The organism is Amaricoccus sp. B4 (genome assembly GCF_043226085.1).
In the GTDB taxonomy this organism is placed as follows: domain Bacteria; phylum Pseudomonadota; class Alphaproteobacteria; order Rhodobacterales; family Rhodobacteraceae; genus Amaricoccus.
The window spans coordinates 2,431,453-2,451,538 of record NZ_CP171225.1; the positions used below are offsets into that span (position 1 = coordinate 2,431,453).

A 20,086-nucleotide genomic window follows, 5' to 3' on the forward strand; every position below is an offset into this window, starting at 1 on the left:
TGCGCCCGCCTCCCCCGGCCGATCAAGCGGCTGTATGGAGGGGGCGGGGCAGAATCTGTCGAAAACTCTCCGCGTTTACCTTTGTCCGCGAAGCGGCCTCAGCAGGAGGCCTCGACGCTGACGGAACGCTCGGTGAAGCCGGTAAGGTTGACGGTGCAATCGCCCGCCTTCACCGGATTCTGCATCGTGAGATCGCTCACCTGCGTGCCGTTGACGGCGATCCTGGCGGTGCCCGCGGCGGTGTCGATGCGCGAGAGGTAGATCTTCACGGCGCCGTCGGCGAGGCTCGCTGCCTGGGCGATCGAGATTTCCGTGCCCGCGCCGAGCCCGGCGGGTTCGGAGCCGCCCGAGGCTTTCTCGCCATCTGCGGAGGCCTGCTTGCCGTCACAGGTCGTGTCGATCATCGCTGCAGGCGCATCGATCCCGGTGAGCGTCACCTGGCAGTTGCCCGCATTGACCGGCGTGCCGACTGTGAGTGTCTGCAGCCCGATGCCATTGATCGAGACCCGCGCCGTTTTGCTTTCGGCGTTCACGGCGGAGAGGAAAAGCCGCGCCCCGTCATCGCCGAGCTTCAGGGTCTCGCCCGGACTGACCCGCTCGCCTTTTGCGGGCGCGCTACCTGATCCATTCCCCCCCTGCGACCCGAGACCCGCGAGCCGCTGTCCGAGACCGTCGAACTGCTGCGCGAACTTGCCGGAGAGATCCGAAGCCATGCCGGATACCGAGTCGGACATCTGCGTGCCGATCTCTCCGATCCGCTCGGAGAGATCGCCGAAGCGCTGCGACTGGCCCTCGAGGTTCTTGCCGACGGAGCCGATGCTCTGGGAAATCTCGTCGAACCGGCCCTCCATGGCGCCGACCTTGTCCGAAAGCGCCGCAACGCTCGCCGACAGTTCGTCCTGCCGGTCGGCGCGCTCGGCAAGCTCGGATTTGCCGGACCGGCCTATGCCGATACCGATCAAGAGCCCGATGACAGCGGCCCCTGCGGCCAGGGCAAACACTCCAGTGGTTTTCATGACGACCTCCCCTTCGTTTCTCTTCGCTCGTGGCTTCTTCCCGGCCCGCCGCCTCGCGTCTTCCGGCGATTGGCTGCGGCTGACCCGGCCCGTCCGTGGGCAAGTCTAGGCCCGGAGCCTCCGCGCTGTAAATCGTGACGTAAGGCGCAATCGCGGGGCGAGCGGATGCGGCTCAGCGCTGCCAGAGACCGGACCGGCGCAGGCTGCTCGAGGAGAGATCGAGCATCGGCCCGGAGAGCAGCGTCCAGCGCGGCGCCGGGCCGGCGGCAAGCGAAGGCGCCGCGGCCTGCGAGAGGCGCCAGCGCGCAAAGCGCCGGGCCGCCGGGGAAAGGCCGGCCGCGATCTGTTCGCCAGGCCGGGCGAGCACCCCCACCGGCACGCGCGCCATGATCTCGTCCCAGCGCTCCCAGCGGTGAAAGCTGCGCAGGTTGTCGGCCCCCATCAGCCAGACGAAGCGGACTCCCGGATAGCGCAGCCCGATCGCCTCGAGCGTCTCGGCGGTGTAGCGGGTCCCGAGACGCGCCTCGAGATCGGTGATCCTGGTGCGGGGGTGGGTGAGGATGGCCTCGGCCGCCGCGATCCGGCGAGCCATGTTGGCCGGCGCATCGGCCTTGAGCGGATTGCCCGGGCTCACCAGCCACCAGACCTGATCGAGGCGGAAGGCCCGGAGCGCCCAGGTCGTGATATGCACATGCCCCGCATGCGGCGGATCGAAAGATCCCCCGAGCAGCCCGATCCTCATCCCGGGCAAGGCAACGGGCACAGACATGGACATCGCGGCGAAACTCCCTGCTCTCCGCTCCTTCGCGGCCGGCGCGGGCCCTGTCAAGCGAGGAGCCGACTCGCCCCTTGTGCCGCCTGCCGGAAACAATCCATGCGGGCATATACACACTTTTTGCGACCATTCCTGCGCCCGCCTGCATCAATTTCCGGCCGCAAGGCGCGGAATATGCGGGATACTCGTGTCCGAAGGGCCACAAATGCCGAGGAAGGTGGCCGCCCGGACGCCGCCGGCGGCAGGTTTTTGTCTCCACCCCCGGATTTCAGCCTAACCTTGGTTAACAAACGGGGCGCCGGCAACAGGCGCGGGACAACAGGGGCAGTGAGGCAGATGAAAGCAGGGAGAGGACTGGCCTATGTGGCCGTTGCAGGACTGGCGGTCGGAGGTGGGATCTGGCTGGCGCCGAAGCAGGTGGAGACACCGCAGCCCATGAGTGCGCCGGAGGCCGCTCCCATCGCGGCCGCAGAGGCCCAGGAGCCTCCGGCAGCGCCCGAGGCCATGACGCAGCCGAACCCCGAGGTCGAGGCGTTGCAGGCCCGGATCGCCGAGGCGACGCTTGAGGTGGCGGCCCTCGACACCGCAGTGACCGAACGCACCGCAGAGCTCGACGAGATCGAGGCGTTGATCGCCGCGCGGCAGGGCGAACTCGCAGGGCTAGAGGCCGCGCTCGCCGAACATGGTGTCGCGCTTCAGCAGATCATGACCGCCCTCGAGGACCGGGATTACGCCACGCTTACGCACCTCGGTGAGCGCATCGCAGCGGGTTCGGAGCCCGAGGTGCCCACCCCCGAGCTGGTCGCCGCCACACCGGGCGACGACAAGGAGACCACCGGGTTCGGCCGCTACGACGCCGATATCGCCAAGATCCAGGAGGTCATCCACGAGGCCCGGGTCAAGGCGAACCCCGATGCCATCGACACGAACGACAGCCTGCTCATGGAGATCCAGTTCGAATCCGGCTCCGCCACGCTCACCATCGGCGGGCAGACCCGCGCCATGGCCGCAGCCCAGGTGATGTCGGAAATGGATCTCGACGTCATCCGCATCCAGGCCCATACCGATACGGTCGGCGCCGCCGATGCCAATGCGGCCCTTGCCCGTGCCCGCGCGGAAGCGGTGGCCCGCGTCTTCACAGAGGCGGGCCTCCCGGCGGATGCGATCGAGATCGCGGCGCTCGGCGAGGCGCCCGACACACTGCCGGTGGTCACGCCCGACGGCACCGCCGAACCCCTCAACCGTTCGGTCGGGATCTATCCGGTCTCGCTCACGAACTGACAGCAGACAGCCCCGCCGGAGGGGCAAGAGATCGGAGACTCTGCCCATGGATGCCGCCTACGGGATCAAGTATTTTGGTGCCCTTTTCGCGATCATGAACCCGCTGGTGAACCTGCCGATCTTTCTCAGCCTGACGAACGGCATGCCGCTCGACGAACAGCGGCGCACCGCCCTTCAGGTCACGGCCTATTCGGTCATCGTCTGCGCCGTGGTGGGGATCGGCGGGCAGCAGATCCTGACTTTCTTCGGGATCACCGTGGATGATTTCCGCGTCGCGGGCGGCGTGGTGCTTGCGGGCATCGCGCTCCACATGCTGAACGGTAAGGGCAGCCCGGCCCACGAGGGCAGCGCGCAGGAGCAGCCGCACCTGGAGGCGACCGAGAACATCGCCTTCTATCCGATGACCTTCCCGATGATCGTCGGCCCCGGCGCGATCACCACCCTGGTGATCTTCCTCCAGCAGGCCAAATCCGGTGTGGACTACTTCACCTACGCCGTCGTCACCGGAGCGATCCTCGCCATGCTCGGGGTCACGCTCTGGTTCTCGGCCGCGATTGGCCGGCGGCTGTCGGCAACGCTCCGGGTCATCATGCAGCGGCTCATGGGGATGATCCTTCTCGCCATTGCCGTCGAGATGATCGCGGCCGGGGCCAAGGCGCTCCTGCCCGGTCTCGGCGGCTGATCCGCAAGGCCTTGTGCCGCAGGCGCGCCGTAACCAAGTCACGAGAAGTCAAGTTCCCGATTCGCTTAAATCTTGCTTAAATGCGGGAAGGACGCTGGACGAGGGAGACGACGGTGCAGATGCAGGCGAAGGCCATCCTCAGCAAGGCAGAGCGGATCTCGGATGCCGCGGTGCATCTGACGGGCATTGTCCTTGCGCTCATCGCGACACCGGTGCTCGTGACCCTCGCCGCGGTCTGGTATGGCGACGCCAATACGGTGATTGCCCTGCTTGTCTACGGAATGAGCCTCGTGACGATGCTCACCTGTTCGGCGATCTACCACCTCGTGCCCGCCCCGGACTGGAAGGATCGCCTCCGGCGCCTCGACCAGTCGGCGATCTACATGAAGATCGCGGGCAGCTACACGCCCTTTTCGGTGCTCGCCTCCGGCTCGACCGGCGCCTTTCTCGCGGGCGTCTGGAGTGCCGCCCTTGCCGGGGCCGCGATGATCCTCTTCGGTCCGGGCTGGCTCAGGCGCCCGAGCCTGCTCCTCTATCTCGTGATCGGCTGGGCCGGCGTCATCGCCGGCCAGCCGCTCTTTGCCGACATGTCCGAGGCGGGCTTTGCCCTCATCCTCGCCGGGGGCTGCCTCTATACGCTCGGGGTCTGCTTCTTCCTCTGGGAGCGGCTGCCGTTCCACACGACGATCTGGCATGCCTTCGTGCTCGCGGCGACGGCGCTGGTCTATTCCGCGATCTTCGTCGAGTTCTGGGGCCGCGCCCCCTCGGCCTGACCCGGGACCCTGTCCCGCACCCTCCCCGCGCACACGCTCTCCGAACGCAGCCGCCAGCCGGCCCGCGTATCTTCTGGTTGCGCCTGCGCCCGGGGAACCGTATCCAGCCTGTTTATGTAACTCAGCGGCGAGAGTCGGCCTGAGCTTGTCGCCACATGTGACGGGCGGCCTCTCTCCCGGCAACAAAGGGGAGCGTCCATGAAGGTCCTCGTGCCTGTGAAGCGGGTGATTGACTACAACGTTAAGGTTCGCGTGAAGGCGGACGGGAGCGGCGTTGATCTTTCGAACGTGAAGATGTCGATGAACCCGTTCGACGAGATTGCGGTGGAAGAGGCGATCCGTCTGAAGGAGAAGGGTGCGGCGAGCGAGGTTGTCGCGGTTTCGATCGGCGTGAAGCAGGCGCAGGAGACGCTGAGGACGGCGCTGGCGATGGGCGCGGACCGTGCGATCCTTGTGACGGCGTCGGAGGATGTCCAGACGGACATCGAGCCCCTGGCGGTTGCGAAGATCCTGAAGGCGGTTGTCGATGCGGAGGCGCCCGGCCTGGTGATTGCGGGCAAGCAGGCGATCGACAACGACATGAACGCGACGGGCCAGATGCTGGCGGCGCTCCTCGGCTGGGGTCAGGCGACGTTTGCCTCCGAGCTCGAGATCTCGGGCGATGTGGCGAAGGTCACGCGCGAGGTGGACGGTGGGCTTCAGGTCCTGGAGGTGAAGCTTCCGGCGATCGTGACGGCGGACCTTCGCCTCAACGAGCCGCGCTATGCGTCGCTGCCGAACATCATGAAGGCGAAGAAGAAGCCGCTCGAGGAGAAGACGCCCGGGGATTACGGCGTCGATGTCACGCCGCGGCTGAAGGTGGTGAAGACCGCGGAGCCGCCGGTGCGCAAGGCCGGCGTGATGGTGGGCTCGGTTGACGAGCTGGTGGCGAAGCTCAAGGAGACGGGGGCGATCTGATGGCGGTTCTGGTCTACGCGAAACACGACAATGCCACGCTGAACGACGCGACGTCGAAGGCGATGACGGCGGCGAAGGCGATCGGCGGCGAGATCACGGTTCTGGTTGCGGGCGAGAACTGCGGCGCGGTTGCGGCCGCGGCGGCGGAGCTCGAGGGCGCCTCGAAGGTGCTCCACATCGAGGGCGCGCAGTATGCGCACCGCCTCGCCGAGCCGCTGACCGATCTGGTGATGAGCCTGGCCTCGGGCTACAGCCACATCGTCTTCCCGGCGACGACGACGGGCAAGAACGTGGCCCCGCGGGTTGCGGCGCTGCTCGACGTGATGGTGATCTCGGACATCACCGGGGTGGTGGATGCCGCGACCTTCGAGCGTCCGATCTATGCGGGCAACGCATTGCAGACGGTCGAGAGCTCGGACAGCGTGAAGGTCCTGACGGTGCGGGGCGCGAGCTTCGAGGGCGTGGGGTCGCAGGCGGCCTGCCCGGTGGAGACGGGCACGGCGGCGGCGGATCCCGGGGTCTCGTCCTGGGTCGAGGACCGGGTGCAGGCGAGCGACCGTCCGGAGCTGGCGTCGGCGAAGGTGATCGTCTCGGGCGGCCGGGGTGTCGGTTCGGAGGCGAATTTCGCCCTCATCGAGGGTCTGGCCGACAAGCTCGGCGCGGCGGTGGGCGCCTCGCGCGCGGCGGTCGACTCGGGCTACGCCCCCAACGACTGGCAGGTCGGGCAGACCGGCAAGGTGGTCGCCCCCGATCTCTACATCGCCGTCGGCATCTCCGGCGCGATCCAGCATCTCGCCGGCATGAAGGACAGCAAGGTCATCGTCGCCATCAACAAGGACGAGGAGGCCCCGATCTTCCAGGTCGCCGACTACGGCCTCGTCGCTGACCTCTTCGACGCCGTCCCCGCCCTCGCCGACAAGATCTGAGCCAGGGCACGCTGAACAGCACGGGCGCGCCTTCGCCGCGCGCCCGGATCACCCGCGCTTCGGCGCAAAGGTGATGGTGTAGCTTCCCGCAGCCGTTTTCCGGTCGCAGAGCAGCTGCATGAAGATTTCCCGATTTCCCGAAACATCGAGGGTCATCCGGTTCTCCCCCGGACCGAGCCGCCGTGCGCCCAGCCGGTTCATCTCGCTGTCGAAGGCATGAGCCCGGCAACCGCTGGCACGTTCGGAAATCGCGACCTCGATGCGGCTCTCCTCGAGCCCCGCGGTGTCGAGCCGGAACCAGTCGATGCTTCCGCCGCCGTGGGTGCCGCCGACAAGCGCGCCCGACGTGAGCGCAACCGCCGCCTCCTCGGCAGACCCGCCAGACCCGGGATGCCCGGCTGCGAGCTCGAACTGCTCCGTTCCGGCGCCCGGCGCGAAGACCGCCGGCGCAATCTGGGCCAGCATCGCATGGGTGCCGCCCGGCGCGACAACAGGCGCCGAGAAGGTCGCCATGCCGCCGAGAAAGAGCGTGAAACCCGCGGCGGTTGCGGGCACATGAAGGCTTCCGAGCGCGATCCTTGCGCTTTCGCCGCCCGGCCCCGTCCAGAGCATGAGCCAGAAGCCGAGGGCCGCAAGCAGCCCTCCGCCGCCCATGAGGGCCAGAAGCTGGGTGGAATCGGTTGCGGACTCGATCGCGGAGATGGGCAACGGACAGATCCTCGGGTGACGGGGACAGCCGAAGACCTCGCGCAAATTGGTAAAGGGAGCGTTAGGGGACGCGGCAGCTCAGTTCGCGACCGCGCCGAAGCTCACGTGATAGGCCTGTGTTCCGACGGTCTCGAGGCAGGTGAGCTGGGCGAAGAACGCCTCGTTGTTGTTCACGTCGAGCCGGAAGAGATTGCGCCCCGGCACGAGCGAGACGAGCCCCATGTACTGCTGCTGGCCATCATAGAAATGCGCGTGGCATCCCTCGCCGCGCTCCTCGATCTCGACTTCGACACGCTGGTTCTCGAGGCTTCGGGTGTCGAAGAGGAACCAGTCCGGATCATCCCCCGAGTGGGTGCCGCCCGCGAGATCGCCGGGCCGCACCACCGCAGCGCCTTCGACAGCATTGTTGTCGGGCTCCTTGTCGGCGGGGATGAGGCCGGTGACGCTGCCAAGCGCCGTGCGCTCGAGCGTGAGCCCGAAATCCGCCGGCCCTGCGCCTGCGGGCATCACACGCTCGACGAGCGCCTTGGTGCTTTCGGGTGCGACGAGCGGCGCGGTGAAGGCGGCGGTTCCGGCGAGAAACACGGCGAAGCCGGCCGAGGTGCTCTGCACCTCGAAACTTCCCAGAGCAAGCTTGGCCGCGGCACCGCTCACACCCTCGCGGAGCATGAGCCAGAGCCCCGCAAGTGCAACCAGACCGCCGCCGGTCATGAATGCCAACATCTCGATCGACTCCACTCCAGAAATGCGCACGCGAGCACCCCGCCGGACGGATCCGGGATGAGCATGGCGCCTTCCCGTAAACACTTGGTTAGGAAGTGATCATTTCCTTACCGACCTCCGGAACGGCGCGAAAACACGCGCATGGGCCTGGCCACGGGTCCGGCCGCACCAAAAGGAACGGGGCCCGCAACGCGCGGGCCCCGCCATGTCGCGACCTGTCGGTTCACTCGTTGCGATACCAGATCGAGTGATCGATCTCATCGCCGAGCTCCGGATAATCGGCGGCATGGAAGACCGGCTCCTGACCGGCCGCCCTTTGCGCGAAATAGTCCTTGGTGAGCTTCGCCACCGTGCCCGAGAGCCCGACAATCGCGATGAGGTTCACCGTCGCCATCAGGCCCATCGAGGCATCCGCCGTGTTGAAGACCGTCGCGACCGCCTGCACCGCGCCCCAGATCACCATGGCGAGCACCCCGAAGCGCAGCACCGTGAGGCCGCCCTTGTTGCCGACGCCGAGGAAGACCATCGCATTCTCGGAGTAGGAGTAATTGCCGATGATCGAGGTGAAGGCGAAGAAGAAGATCGCGATGGCGATGAAGTATTTGCCGAAGGTGCCGATATGGGCCTCGAGCGCGGCTTGGGTGAGCTGGGTGCCGGTCACTTCCGAGCCGGGAACGAGCGCGCCCGAGAGCAGGATCATGAAGGCCGTCGCCGAACAGATAAGCAGCGTGTCGATGAAGACGCCGAGCGCCTGCACGAAGCCCTGGCTGGAGGGGTGATGCGGCACGGGCGTTGCCACGGCCGCGATGTTCGGGGCCGAGCCCATGCCGGCCTCGTTGGAGAAGAGGCCGCGCTTCACGCCGTTGAGCATCGCCGCCATCACGCCGCCGGTGACACCGCCCACCGCCTCGTTGAAGCCGAAGGCCGAACCGATGATCTGGCCGAAGACCGCGGGCACCTGACCGATATTGGTGATGAGCACGAAGAGCGCGAGCCCGAGATAGGCGACCGCCATGAACGGCACGACAACCTCGGCCACCCGTGCGATCTGCTTGATGCCCCCGAAGATCACCACGGCCGTGAGCGCCGCGATGAGCACGCCGACGATCCAGGTCGGCACCCCGAAAGCCCCCTCCATCGCCGAGGCGATCGAATTGGCCTGCACAGCGTTGAAGACGAGGCCGAAGGAGATGATGAGGCAGACGGAGAAGACCGAGCCGAGCCAGGGCTGCTTCAGGCCCTTGGCGATGTAGAAGGCCGGCCCGCCGCGGTAGAGCCCGTCAGGTCCATGGGTCTTGTAGAGCTGGGCGAGCGCAGATTCGGAATAGGCCGTCGCCATCCCCACGAGGGCGACCATCCACATCCAGAAGATCGCACCGGGCCCGCCGAGATAGAGCGCCACCGCGACGCCGGCCAGATTGCCGGTGCCCACGCGGGAGGCGAGGGAGACGGTCAGCGCCTGGAAGGGCGAGATCCCCTGCTGGTCGCTCTTCGGCGCGCCGAGCACGGTGCGGAACAGTTCGGAGAAGTGGACGAACTGCGGAAATCCGAGGCGGATCGTGAAGAAGATCCCAACGGCAAGCAGGCCGTAGATCAGCACGTAGCCCCAGAATATTGTATTCAGGAAGTCGATGATTGCATTCATGGAGAGATCCCTCGCTTGTTGGCTCACAACGCTAAGCCGCCGGTTTCTTCCTGTCCACGAAACCTTTGGCAGATGCCCCCGGGATCTGCGATTGCTCAGGCATTGATCTCCGGCACCCAACTGTTGCACCGCACGCAGCCGGCGCATAAGGTTCGGCCGAATGCAGGAGCAGAGGGCGGTCTCCATGGAAATCAAGAGCGTTGGCGTCATCGGCGCCGGTCAGATGGGCAACGGGATCGCACATGTCTTTGCCCTCGCGGGCTACGATGTCCTGCTCAACGACATCTCCGAAGAGGCGCTCGGCCGCTCGAAGCAGATGATCGGCCAGAACATGGATCGGCAGGTCTCGCGCGAAAAGATAAGTGCCGAGGAACGCGACGCCGCCCTGGCGCGGATTTCCACCGGCAGCGACCTCGCGGTGGTCGGCAAGGTCGATCTGATCATCGAATCCGCCACCGAGAACGAGTCGATCAAGCGCAAGATCTTCGCAAGCCTCGCCGAACACCTCGCGCCGCATACGCTCCTCACCTCGAACACGTCCTCGATCTCGATCACCCGGCTGGCGGCCGGGACCGACCGGCCCGAACGGTTCATGGGCTTCCATTTCATGAACCCGGTGCCGGTCATGCAGCTCGTCGAGCTTATCCGCGGCATCGCCACCGACAACGCGACCTATGAAATCCTTGCCGAGGTGGTGCAGAGACTCGGCAAGTCCGCGGCGAGCTCCGAGGATTATCCGGCCTTCATCGTGAACCGTATTCTGGTGCCGATGATCAACGAGGCGGTCTATGCGCTCTACGAGGGTGTGGGCTCGGTCTCCTCGATCGACCTCTCCATGAAGCTCGGCGCCAACCATCCGATGGGGCCGCTCGAGCTTGCCGATTTCATCGGCCTCGACACCTGCCTCGCGATCATGAATGTCCTGCACGAAGGGCTCGCGGATACCAAATACCGCCCCTGCCCGCTCCTGGTGAAATATGTCGAGGCCGGGTGGCACGGCCGCAAGACCAAGCGCGGCTTCTATGACTACCGCGGCGAGACCCCGGTCCCGACCCGCTGATCCACCCACCCCCACGGGCGTGATTACCCGCGCGTCGAAAACGCGCTATCATCTCGCCATGGCCGGGGAGGGCCATGGCCGGTGTCGCGATTGGTTTGCACTCTGCTTCTTGCCCTGAGCCTGCCGGTTGCGGCGGGCGCCGCCGAATGGCGCATCGATCGGGGAACGCAGGTGTCCGTCGATGTGCCCTGGCGGGGCGGACGGGTCGAGGTGCGGTTTCCCACGCTCTCCGGCACTGTCGATTTCGACGAAGTTCATCCCGAGCGGGCCCAGGCCGCGATCACTGCCCGGACGGGGGACGCCACCACCGGCATAGCGATCGCGGATTCGCTGCTGCGTGGGCCGGGCTATCTCGAGACCGCACGCTATCCGAGCATTACCTTCCGCCTCGACCGGCTCACGCCGACATCGAAGCAAACCGCCAATGTCGAGGGCCGCATCACGCTCAGAGGGGTCACGAAGCCGGTCTCGCTCGATGCGCGCGTCATCCGTTACGCACCCGCGAAGGACAACCCCAAGCGCTTCGAGGCCGGGTTCGCGATCGAGGGCAGCATCGACCGCACCGAGTTCGGATCGACCGCGGGCCTGCCGGAGATCCCTGCCGAGCTTGGCTTCCACGTCCAGCTTCTGCTGACTTCTGACATCTGAATCACGCGCAATCACGGTTTCGTGGGTGTTATTATCCTATATTAGGAAACAATATGTTCCATATGAGATGGCTAGCTACCGGAGTATTTTTGTCAAATATGGCAATCAAGACATGTAACCCTGTTAGCTGTTTACGGAGACACCCACATGACGCCGCGTTCCCTGCTTCTTGGTGCCGCCATCCTTCTGGCCCCCCTTCCCGCGCTTGCAGCCGATTGGGAAGTCGATCCTTCGCATAGCAGCATTCTCTTCTCGGTCGAGCACTTCGGTTTCTCCAACGTGCAGGGCGCGTTCCGGAGCTTCGAGACCGACGTGAATTTCGATCCTGAAGATCTGGCCGCCACCACCGCAAAGGTGACGATCGACGCGACCAGCATCGATACCTTCTGGGAAGCGCGCGACGAGCACATCAAGAGCGCCGACATGCTCGACGTTGCCACCTATCCCGAAATCACCTTTGTCTCGACCGGCGTCGAGCTCACCGGCGAGAACACCGCGAAGATCACCGGCGATCTCACGCTCCACGGCGAGACCAAGCCCGTGACCTTCGATGCCGTGCTCAACAAGCTCGATGCGAACCCCTTCGATGCCTCCAAGCGCAACGCCGGCTTCACGATGACCGGCGAGATTGACCGCACCGAGTTCGGTGTCGATTACGCCGCACCGGCGGTGTCGGCGGTGATCCCGGTCACCATCAATGTCGAGCTGATCGGCCCGGCCGAGTAAGCCCCGGAGCCGAGCCAGAGCGTCAGGAGGAGATTGCATGAAGGCCGGAAACACCACCGAGAGCTGGGGCTGGGTCACCCGCCTGCTGCACTGGGCGATTGCCGGGCTGATCCTCTTCCAGCTCGGGCTCGGCTTCTACATGAGCGACTGGGTGTCGGACCTGTTCCGGCAATTCGCTCTCGTGCAGCTCCACAAGAGCTGGGGCTTCGTGGTCTTCGCGCTCGCCTGCGTCCGCATCGTCTGGCGGCTCGCGAACCGCACGAGCCCGGCGGCGCCCGAGAATATTCCCGCCTGGCAGGACCGGGTGGCCTCGATCACGCACAAGCTCCTCTATCTGCTCATGTTCGTCCTGCCGATCTCCGGCTGGGTGATGGCCTCGGCCTCGCCCAACCAGGATCTGCTCAACATCGACAACATGGTCTTCAACTGGTTTGCGATGCCCGACCCCTGGGTTCCGGGTGTGAAGAGCATCGCGAGCGCGGCGGCGGAGATCCACGAGCTCTCGGCCTTCCTCCTCCTCGGGCTGCTGGCTCTGCATGCCGGCGCCGCGCTCAAACACCATTTCGTGGACCGCGATCGCGTCCTGCGCCGGATGACCTTCGGCGCATGAGGCCCGGACCCTGCTCCGCTGCCCCCATGGCGGAGCAGGGGCAAGGCTCCGCATGGCCAGTCAGGTCACCAGAAATCAGATCACCACAAGATCGTAGTGCCGGACCATCCGGCTCTCCACCAGTTCTGCCTCGGCCGGATCGATGTGCGGGCGTGCGTAGTCTTCGCCCGCGAAGGCCTTGAGCGCGGCGATATCGCGCCAGATCATCGCGAAGGCGAAGTCCCGCGGGCTCTCGGCCCGCGCCGCTCCCGGCAGAACCGAGACCATGCCTTCGGTATTCTTCATCAGCGGAATTGCAGTCTCGTGGAAGAAGCGGTCGAACGCGGCCTCCTTCCCCGGACGGGTCACGACCTGAAAGATGCGCAAGATCATTGTTCCAGCCTCCTTGAGCCCGGTTCCCTGCGCAGATGCCGCCCCATTCGATCATAGCACAACGAAGGCCGGCCATGCATGCGAAGGGGCCGGACAGGTTTCCCCGTCCGGCCCGGTGTCGCACAGTGGTATCAGCCTCAGGCGACAACCTCGCCGGTGCCGGTGCGCCGGCTCGACATAAACTGATCGAACTCCGCGCGATCCTTCGCCGAGCGCAGCTCCTCGAGGAAGGAGACAAAGGCGTCACGCTCCTCTTCCAGGCGCTTCAGCGTCTCCTCGCGATAGGCGTCGAAGGCGGTGTTGCCGGTCTTCTCGAAGCCGCGGTGTCCGCTGCGGCAGGACATGCGGCGGGACTTCCAGGAATGGCTGCACATGCGTTTGCTCCAGATCGTGTAAAAGAGAAGGGCGAGGCCAATCGGCCAGAACAGGATAAAGCCAACCACCATGGCGGCGATCCAGGCCGGCCTTCCCCGCTCGTCGAGCCAGTCGCGCGACCGCTCAAGCCAGAGGGTGACGGTATTCATCGGGCGCTCCTTTCAATGTAAATGTTAATTACATTCACATAGATTGGCGATGCCCTGCCCGCTTTCAATGCCCCGCCTGCGAAATTTTCGCGGCGCGCCCTGCCCGCGATTGACCCGCCCGCCACGGGCGCATGAAACTGGTGGCCCGCCCGCAGACCCGGAGCCCGGCCCCCATGTCAGATCCCACCCCGGCGACCCGCCCGCTGTTCCAGAGACTCCGCGCGGCTGTGTCGCGCTTCATGCCTGGCCTGCTCGTTTCGGTGGTGATTGCCCTCGCGGCCCGATTTCTCTCCGAGCATTACGGCGCGCCTGCCATGCTCATGGCGCTGCTGCTCGGCATCGCCTTCCACTTCCTCGCCGAGGAGGGCGCCTGTGTGCCCGGAATCGAACTGGCCGCGCGTTCGGTGCTCCGGATCGGTGTCGCGCTTCTGGGCGCGCGGATCAGCGTCGAGCTTCTGATCGGCCTCGGACCCGGCCTCATCACGCTTGTGATCTCAGGCGTTGCAATGACCATCCTGGTGGGTCTCGGGGGGGCGCGGCTCATCGGTCGACGGCGCGGTTTCGGCATGCTGACCGGCGGGGCGGTGGCGATCTGTGGCGCCTCCGCCGCCATGGCGATTGCCGCTGCCCTGCCCGAGCGCGCCCGCAACGAGCAGACGCTGATCTTCACCGTGCTGTCTGTCACCGTGCTCGGCACCGTGGCGATGATCTTCTATCCCATCGTCGCCCAGCAGCTCGGGCTCGACGGGCTTGCCACCGGCGTTTTCCTCGGCGGCACGATCCACGATGTGGCGCAGGTCGTCGGTGCGGGTTTCAGCGTCTCGGAAGAAACCGGCGACGCGGCAACACTCGTGAAGCTCATCCGCGTCACGATGCTCGCTCCGGTCGTATTGATCCTTTCCATTGCCGCCCGCGGCGAAGCCGGTCCAACCACCTCGGGCCGCCGCCCACCCCTCGTTCCGGGCTTCGTTCTCGCCTTTATCGGGCTCGCGGGCGTGAACTCCCTCGGCCTTCTGCCGGCCGCCCTCATCCCCCGGCTTACCGACCTTTCGAGCTGGGCGCTTCTCACCGCCATCGCTGCCGTCGGCATGAAGACCTCGCTCAAGAGCATCTTCGAGGTCGGCGGCCAGGCGATCGCGCTGATCGTCTGCGAGTCCCTCTTCCTGGCCGTCTGGGTGCTTGCCGGGATCGAGCTGCTCGGTGCCTGATCTCGGCCACCGATGTGCCGGCGGCCCGCAGCACCGATCCGCTGACCATTCCGTGAGCATCGGCATGAGCATGGAACCCGAGAGGGGGTAGCGATGTTTCCTTCACGTCCGCAGTCGACAAGGCCATTCGCCGCAACCGGCTGTGAGGAGCAGGAAAAAAAGGAGACAGACATGCTGAAGAAGCTTGCCGCTACCACCGCTCTTTCGCTCACCCTTATCGGCGGCGCCGCTTTCGCCCAGGCCGAGAACGAGAACGCAACCGACCAGGTCGCCCCGCCGCCGGTGGCGGAGAATCCCGCGACCGAAACCGGCACGATGGATGGCACCGCCACCGCGCCCGCGGCCACGGAAACCACCATGGACCATGCTGCCGGCGATGAGCATGGCATGCCCGTCGACATGGCAAGCGTTACCGCCGACGAGTTGATCGGCATCGAGGTGCGCAACAGTGACGGCGAGAAGCTCGGCGACATCACCGACGCCATGCTGTCCGAGGATGGCGCTGTGGGCGGCGTTGCCGTGAGCTTCGGCGGGTTCCTCGGCTTCGGCGAGAATACGGTCGAACTCATGCCGGACGAGATTCAACTTATGCGTGACGAAGGCGACACGCTCTATGCGGTGACTTCGCTGCAGCCGGATGATCTCAAGAACCGTCCGGAGATCAAGGACGAATAATCTCGCGATCCACGGCGCGAGTACTCTCCCTCGCGGACGCCCGGACCGGAAGGTCCGGGCGTCTTGCCGTTACAATCACTCCGGGCGGTGCGGGACCGTAGAGGCGCTGCGCGCCCTCGACATCCCCTGCCATCAACCGGCCTTCACCCGAACTGCGATAGCCCATGAGCGCACCAGTCGGACCGGGATGGTCGAGGCCGAGCGTATGGCCGATCTCATGCGCGAGCGCATGGCGCAGGTCGACCGCATTCGGCGCGCGCGACCCAAGCCCGCCGAGGCGCCAGTCCGCCTCCGGGTTCAGACAGATCGTCGCCGCCGTGAGCGGCGCCATGCCCGCCTCGGCGGCATCGGCATTCCACCAGACATTGGCAAAGGCAATCTTGCGCGGCTCGGCCTGCGTGCCGATCAGGATATCGGGCTTCACACCGGGGGCGGCCTGACGAAACCGGATGCCCGCAGCCTCCGACCAGAGCGCAAAAGCCTCACGCACGAGGCGCTCGAGCGCGAGCCGAGGCATCGCGCCCAGAAGCGGAACCCGCTCCACCGGCGCCATCGCCCGGCAATTCACCGCATCGGGAAACTCCGCCTCGGCGCGCAGCAGGCCCCAGGTTGCGGTGGCGCCGGTGCCGGGCTCCGGCGCCCCCCATTTCACCCGGAGCCCGTCGATCTCGAGCAGCCGGAACGGCGCGCTCCACGAGGGGGCGGCCAGGCACAGAATGGCGGCAAGAAGAAGCGGCAGTCTTATGGCGCTCTCCCGGTCGTCTCAGGGCACGGCGCAGGGCATATTCCGCCGGCAAGGGAAACAGGGTTACACGAAAGGCCGCTCCGGAACCGCCGAAGCGCATCCCGGACGCTACCATGCGACTCCTAACGCCCTCCGAAAATTTTCTTCTCCATTCTTCCAACCGGCCCGGATTCGCGGAACTTTCCGCAAGGGTGAGCGTTTTTTCGGCATAGGAGGCGCAAAAAACAGCCTCCCGTAATCGGAAAGGACAAACGTCATGCTCTATTGGGCACTCGTATTCCTGGTCGTCGCGATCATTGCGGGACTCTTCGGCTTCGGCGGCATCGCCAGCGCCTCCGCGGGTATCGCGCAGATCCTGTTCTTCATCTTCCTCATTCTCTTCGTCGTCGCGCTTGTCGCGCGCGCCATGCGCGGCCGGGCGCCCTGATCTGCAGACGCCATGAAGAACATGAAAAACGCACGCCGGACGGTTTCCCGTCCGGCGTCGACATTTCCGGCGTCAGTTTCGAGGCAAAGGCCTCCGTTGTTGGGTTCAGGCCTCCAGGGTTTCGACCGAGGAGAAGAACATCGCCTGGCTGACCGCCGAACGCACCTGTTCTTCCGAATAGGGCTTGGCGATCAGGAATGCCGGTTCCGGCCGTTCCCCGGTCAGAAGGCGCTCCGGATAGGCCGTCACAAAGATGACCGGCAGGTTCCCGAAGGTCTCCAGCAGCACGTTCACCGCATCGATACCCGAACTGTCATCGGCGAGCCGAATGTCGGCCAGCACCAGATCGGGCCGCTTCGCAGTTCCCGTCTCGACCGCCTGCGTCGCCGTGCGGGCAATACCGGTTACTTCATGGCCCATCGCAGTCACGATGCCCTGAAGGTCCATGGCGATGATCGTCTCGTCCTCGATGATGAGCACACGGCCGGCAAGGCCTCTTTCCATCTCGCGGTTGGCGATCTCGAGCCGGACGCGAACCTCTTCCGCATCGACGCCGAGGATCGCGGCAATCTCCTCGATGGAAAACTCCTCGAGCGTGTGAAGCAACAGTGCCTCGCGCGTGCCCGGGGTCAGATCGCGCATCCTGGCCTGCGCCCGCTCCACGAGGCCGCTTTCGCCATCGCCCACCGGTGCGCCGGAACTTTGCCAGATCGCATGAAACGCCCGGAAGAGCCCGATCCGCGGATTGTCACCGATAGTGAGGATAGAAGGATCCGAAATGATCGCCTCGAGCGTCGCCGCAGCATAGTTGTCCCCATCGGTCTGGTTGCCCGTCAGTGCACGTGCATACCGGCGCAGAAAGGGGAGGTAGAGGCCGATGGCCTCTGCCACACCAGCTTCTGATGATCGTGATGTCATGGTTTCTCGCTTTTTTCGCTGACGCCGGAACAAAACGTTTTTGAAGTCGTTTGGTTCCACAAGACGGTTGAAGTGTCGTAAGGATCGTGCAGGACGCTTATGGACATGATGGGTAGAGACATGACCTCACGCAAGCCGCCGCCGAAGGTTGTGAGTCGCGAGATCGACGAAAATATCCGCAAGATATACCAGGAGGTCGTGGAAGAGGAGCTTCCCGACCGTTTCAAGGATCTTCTCGCGAAGCTTCGCGGCCAGGAGAGCGGTGATGGGAAAAACTGATGCGGGCGTTTCGCCGCCCGATCCGCGTGACGAGCTCGTCACGCACCTTCCCGCTTTGCGCGCCTTTGCGCTCAGCCTCACCCGCAACGGATCCGCGGCCGATGATCTCGTCCAGGACATGGTGGTGAAGGCCTGGACCAATCTCGACAAGTTCCAGCCCGGCACCAACATGCGCGCCTGGCTCTTCACGATCCTGCGCAATACCTATTACTCCGACCGGCGGAAACGCCGCCGCGAGGTGCCCGACCCCGACGGGATTATGGCCGCCGGTCTCTCCGAAAAACCCGCCCATGATGGCCGGCTCCAGATGAACGACTTCCGCGTCGCCTTCAACCAGCTTTCGGACGAGCAACGCGAAGTGCTCATCCTCGTGGGCGCCTCGGGCTTTTCCTACGAGGAGGCAGCAGACATGTGCGGGGTGGCCGTCGGCACGGTGAAGAGCCGCGTCAATCGCGGCAGGACCCGGCTCGGCGAAATCCTCGGGCTTTCCGAAAACGAAAGCCTCGAGATGACCGATCAGGCGACCATGGCGGTGATCACCGCCAATGCCGCAACCACCCGCTGAGCGGAGGAGCGGCATGTGGTTCTGGCGCACGATCGGCGGGCGCATCGTGCTCTTTCTCATGCTCGCCCTCACGCCGGTCGGGCTCATCGCGGTCATCCAGACCCGCGAGGTCGGCGAGCAGTTCCGCCAGCAGGCCGAGGCGGCGCTCGCCGCAACCACGGCCGAAGCCGTGCAGCGCGAACGCCGTCTGATCCAGCAGGCCTTCGGTGCGACCGAAGCGCTCGATCCCGCGGTCAAACCGCTGCTCGACGATCCGGCGCGCTGCTCCGCCCTCTTCCGCGACTATGTGAAGGCCGCACGGGTCTTTCTCGAGGCGGGTGTTCTCTCCCCGGACGGCCACGTCAGCTGCCTTTCGACCGGCGAGACCCGCGACTGGTCCTCGAGCGGCGCAATCGGCCCGCTCATGCAGGACCCCAAGCCGAATGTGGACGTGCGCTCGGGCGATCTCTTCGGCTCGCCCTTCGGCGGACGGCCCGTCATCAGCATCCGCCGCCCGATCATGGTCGACGGCGTCTTCCGCGGCTACATATTCATCTCCATGGCCCATGCCTCCGTGCTCTGGGACGAGCCCGGCCCCGAATCGGGCGGTCCGATCAGCCTCGTCACCGTCACGGCGACGGGCGATGTGCTGATGACGGCCAATGGCGAGGACGAAACGCTGCTCGACGCCATGCCGGCCGACGCCCGCCTGACCGGGCTCTATGGCGCACGCACCCAGACCTTCACCACCCGCAACGCGCAAGGACAGCTGCGCAACTTCGCCGTCGTCGCGATCCTGCCCGGCACGGTTTATGCGATCGGCAGCCGCGCCGCGCGGCCCTATTTCTCGGCCAATGCCTTCCTGCCCTTCACCATCCCGGCACCGGTTTTTCCGGTGATGATGTGGCTCATCAGCCTCGGCGTCGCCTATGCCGCCGTCCACCGCTTCGCCATCCGCCATGTGCGTAAGCTCCAGCGGGCGATGCAGCGCTTCGAGCTCGACCGCCGCCTGCCACCGCACCGCAGGCGCAAGGACATGCCCGCCGAGTTCGGTGCGATCTTCGAGACCTTCGAGCACATGGCCGAGACGGTGATCTATGACGAGGCCAAGATGGAAGACGCGATGCGCGAGAAGAACGTGCTGCTGCGCGAGGTCCACCACCGGGTGAAGAACAATCTCCAGCTCATCTCCTCGATCATGAACATGCAGATCCGCCAGATCCGCTCACGCGAGGGCCGCGCGGCGCTGGTCCAGCTTCAGGAGCGCGTGCTGGGGCTGGCTGCGATCCACCGCAATCTCTATCAGAGCGAGAATCTCGCGCGGGTGAATGCAGACGTGCTGCTGGGCGAGATGATCCGCCAGATCATGGTGGTTGGCGGCAATGGGCCGAACGATATGGCGATCGACACCGCCTTCGCCCCTGTTACCCTCGATCCGGATCAGGCCGTGCCGCTCTCGCTCCTTGCCGTCGAGGCGATGACCAACGCACTGAAATATGGCGGCCGGACGGAGGCGGGCGCGGAATGGATCAAGGTCCGTCTCGTGCGACGCGATGGAGAGACGCTGGAATTTTCCGTCGAGAATACGCTCGGGAGCGAGCCGGTCGAGGACACCGCCACCGGCTCCGGCCTCGGCGGCAACCTCATCGACGCCTTTGCCGCGCAGCTTGGCGGACGCGCCGAGCGGTGCCAGACAGAAGAGAGCTTCCGCCTCACCGTCGTCTTCGAACGCAATCCCGAGGAAGAGTGCGCCGAGTCCCCGTCTTGCGCGCTGGCTCCGGGGCATCCCCCCGAGGATCTGGCCTGATGCGGAGACGCGACAGGCACGGCCGCGTCGCTTTCCACTTCTTCAGACCGGAGTTCA

Annotated in this window: 24 protein-coding genes; 15 read left to right on the forward strand and 9 right to left on the reverse strand. The window is 65.6% G+C overall.

Translation table 11 applies throughout. The features are described from left to right. Positions 1-98: 98 nt before the first annotated feature. A complete protein-coding gene (locus ACF66B_RS11660) occupies positions 99-1,016 on the reverse strand; it encodes a hypothetical protein (protein WP_162683388.1) in 918 nt (305 codons plus the stop codon). Positions 1,017-1,188: 172 nt separating this feature from the next. Further along, entirely contained in the window at positions 1,189-1,791 is a 603-nt protein-coding gene (locus tag ACF66B_RS11665) for a nicotinate-nucleotide adenylyltransferase (RefSeq protein ID WP_111431300.1), read from the reverse strand. Positions 1,792-2,127: 336 nt separating this feature from the next. On the opposite strand from ACF66B_RS11665, the gene ACF66B_RS11670 reads away from it, so the two are divergent. The 5 genes from ACF66B_RS11670 (at position 2,128) to ACF66B_RS11690 (ending at position 6,410) form a co-directional block, all read left to right on the forward strand. Beyond that, a complete protein-coding gene (locus tag ACF66B_RS11670) occupies positions 2,128-3,072 on the forward strand; it encodes an OmpA family protein (RefSeq protein WP_162683389.1) in 945 nt (314 codons plus the stop codon). A 46-nt stretch (positions 3,073-3,118) separates the two neighbouring features. Then, complete coding sequence (locus tag ACF66B_RS11675) at positions 3,119-3,754, forward strand: MarC family protein (RefSeq protein WP_111431302.1); 636 nt, start codon at positions 3,119-3,121, stop codon at positions 3,752-3,754. Between the two features lie 119 nt (positions 3,755-3,873). Further along, complete coding sequence (locus tag ACF66B_RS11680) at positions 3,874-4,527, forward strand: hemolysin III family protein (RefSeq protein WP_111431303.1); 654 nt, start codon at positions 3,874-3,876, stop codon at positions 4,525-4,527. A gap of 198 nt (positions 4,528-4,725) precedes the next feature. Further along, positions 4,726-5,484 (forward strand): electron transfer flavoprotein subunit beta/FixA family protein, encoded by a 759-nt coding sequence (locus ACF66B_RS11685; RefSeq protein ID WP_111432147.1) that lies wholly within the window; start codon positions 4,726-4,728, stop codon positions 5,482-5,484. After that, positions 5,484-6,410, forward strand: coding sequence for an electron transfer flavoprotein subunit alpha/FixB family protein (locus ACF66B_RS11690; protein ID WP_392662541.1), 927 nt, complete (start codon positions 5,484-5,486; stop codon positions 6,408-6,410). The genes ACF66B_RS11685 and ACF66B_RS11690 overlap by 1 nt, the downstream gene beginning before the upstream one ends. A 48-nt stretch (positions 6,411-6,458) precedes the next feature. Here the strand turns inward: ACF66B_RS11690 and ACF66B_RS11695 are convergent, their stop codons facing one another. The 3 genes from ACF66B_RS11695 to ACF66B_RS11705 form a co-directional block, all read right to left on the reverse strand. Next, positions 6,459-7,118 (reverse strand): hypothetical protein, encoded by a 660-nt coding sequence (locus ACF66B_RS11695; RefSeq protein ID WP_111429505.1) that lies wholly within the window; start codon positions 7,116-7,118, stop codon positions 6,459-6,461. 78 nt (positions 7,119-7,196) lie between these two features. Next, positions 7,197-7,841 (reverse strand): hypothetical protein, encoded by a 645-nt coding sequence (locus ACF66B_RS11700; RefSeq protein ID WP_162683229.1) that lies wholly within the window; start codon positions 7,839-7,841, stop codon positions 7,197-7,199. A 223-nt stretch (positions 7,842-8,064) separates the two neighbouring features. Continuing rightward, positions 8,065-9,486 (reverse strand): sodium:alanine symporter family protein, encoded by a 1,422-nt coding sequence (locus ACF66B_RS11705; RefSeq protein WP_111429503.1) that lies wholly within the window; start codon positions 9,484-9,486, stop codon positions 8,065-8,067. 184 nt (positions 9,487-9,670) lie between these two features. Here ACF66B_RS11705 and ACF66B_RS11710 point away from each other — a divergent pair, with 184 nt between their 5' ends. The 4 genes from ACF66B_RS11710 to ACF66B_RS11725 all read left to right on the forward strand — a co-directional run bounded on the left by ACF66B_RS11710 (position 9,671) and on the right by ACF66B_RS11725 (position 12,530). Beyond that, entirely contained in the window at positions 9,671-10,546 is an 876-nt protein-coding gene (locus tag ACF66B_RS11710) for a 3-hydroxybutyryl-CoA dehydrogenase (protein ID WP_111429502.1), read from the forward strand. A gap of 81 nt (positions 10,547-10,627) precedes the next feature. Further along, positions 10,628-11,194: a YceI family protein gene (locus ACF66B_RS11715; protein WP_111429501.1), complete on the forward strand. Its 567-nt coding sequence runs from the start codon at positions 10,628-10,630 to the stop codon at positions 11,192-11,194. 147 nt (positions 11,195-11,341) lie between these two features. After that, on the forward strand, positions 11,342-11,920 hold the full coding sequence (locus ACF66B_RS11720) for a YceI family protein (RefSeq protein WP_111429500.1): 579 nt from the start codon (positions 11,342-11,344) through the stop codon (positions 11,918-11,920). Positions 11,921-11,957: 37 nt separating this feature from the next. Then, positions 11,958-12,530 carry a cytochrome b gene (locus ACF66B_RS11725; RefSeq protein ID WP_111429499.1) on the forward strand — a complete coding sequence of 191 codons (573 nt, stop codon included), beginning with the start codon at positions 11,958-11,960 and terminating at the stop codon, positions 12,528-12,530. 75 nt (positions 12,531-12,605) lie between these two features. Here the strand turns inward: ACF66B_RS11725 and ACF66B_RS11730 are convergent, their stop codons facing one another. Both ACF66B_RS11730 and ACF66B_RS11735 read right to left on the reverse strand, forming a co-directional pair. Further along, entirely contained in the window at positions 12,606-12,902 is a 297-nt protein-coding gene (locus tag ACF66B_RS11730) for a hypothetical protein (protein WP_111429498.1), read from the reverse strand. Positions 12,903-13,039: 137 nt separating this feature from the next. Then, positions 13,040-13,426 carry a DUF2852 domain-containing protein gene (locus ACF66B_RS11735; protein WP_111429497.1) on the reverse strand — a complete coding sequence of 129 codons (387 nt, stop codon included), beginning with the start codon at positions 13,424-13,426 and terminating at the stop codon, positions 13,040-13,042. Between the two features lie 173 nt (positions 13,427-13,599). Here ACF66B_RS11735 and ACF66B_RS11740 point away from each other — a divergent pair, with 173 nt between their 5' ends. Both ACF66B_RS11740 and ACF66B_RS11745 read left to right on the forward strand, forming a co-directional pair. Beyond that, complete coding sequence (locus tag ACF66B_RS11740; protein ID WP_111429496.1) at positions 13,600-14,634, forward strand: YeiH family protein; 1,035 nt, start codon at positions 13,600-13,602, stop codon at positions 14,632-14,634. A 171-nt stretch (positions 14,635-14,805) separates the two neighbouring features. Further along, entirely contained in the window at positions 14,806-15,309 is a 504-nt protein-coding gene (locus ACF66B_RS11745) for a PRC-barrel domain-containing protein (protein WP_162683228.1), read from the forward strand. Here the strand turns inward: ACF66B_RS11745 and ACF66B_RS11750 are convergent. Next, positions 15,296-15,961 (reverse strand): matrixin family metalloprotease, encoded by a 666-nt coding sequence (locus ACF66B_RS11750; RefSeq protein ID WP_111429494.1) that lies wholly within the window; start codon positions 15,959-15,961, stop codon positions 15,296-15,298. The genes ACF66B_RS11745 and ACF66B_RS11750 overlap by 14 nt on opposite strands. 349 nt (positions 15,962-16,310) lie before the next feature. On the opposite strand from ACF66B_RS11750, the gene ACF66B_RS11755 reads away from it, so the two are divergent. Continuing rightward, on the forward strand, positions 16,311-16,481 hold the full coding sequence (locus tag ACF66B_RS11755; RefSeq protein ID WP_111429493.1) for a DUF1328 domain-containing protein: 171 nt from the start codon (positions 16,311-16,313) through the stop codon (positions 16,479-16,481). Positions 16,482-16,586: 105 nt separating this feature from the next. On the opposite strand, the gene ACF66B_RS11760 is transcribed toward ACF66B_RS11755, so the two are convergent. Then, positions 16,587-17,399 (reverse strand): response regulator, encoded by an 813-nt coding sequence (locus ACF66B_RS11760; RefSeq protein WP_111429492.1) that lies wholly within the window; start codon positions 17,397-17,399, stop codon positions 16,587-16,589. Between the two features lie 120 nt (positions 17,400-17,519). Between ACF66B_RS11760 and ACF66B_RS11765 the strand changes: the two genes are divergently transcribed. From ACF66B_RS11765 to ACF66B_RS11775, 3 genes are read left to right on the forward strand one after another with little or no spacing between them, the layout of a single operon-like run. Continuing rightward, positions 17,520-17,678, forward strand: coding sequence for a NepR family anti-sigma factor (locus tag ACF66B_RS11765; protein WP_162683227.1), 159 nt, complete (start codon positions 17,520-17,522; stop codon positions 17,676-17,678). Beyond that, positions 17,665-18,243: an RNA polymerase sigma factor gene (locus ACF66B_RS11770; RefSeq protein ID WP_111429491.1), complete on the forward strand. Its 579-nt coding sequence runs from the start codon at positions 17,665-17,667 to the stop codon at positions 18,241-18,243. Before ACF66B_RS11765 ends, ACF66B_RS11770 begins: the two co-directional genes overlap by 14 nt. A 13-nt stretch (positions 18,244-18,256) precedes the next feature. After that, positions 18,257-20,029 carry a histidine kinase dimerization/phosphoacceptor domain -containing protein gene (locus tag ACF66B_RS11775; protein ID WP_162683226.1) on the forward strand — a complete coding sequence of 591 codons (1,773 nt, stop codon included), beginning with the start codon at positions 18,257-18,259 and terminating at the stop codon, positions 20,027-20,029. Positions 20,030-20,086: the final 57 nt, after the last annotated feature.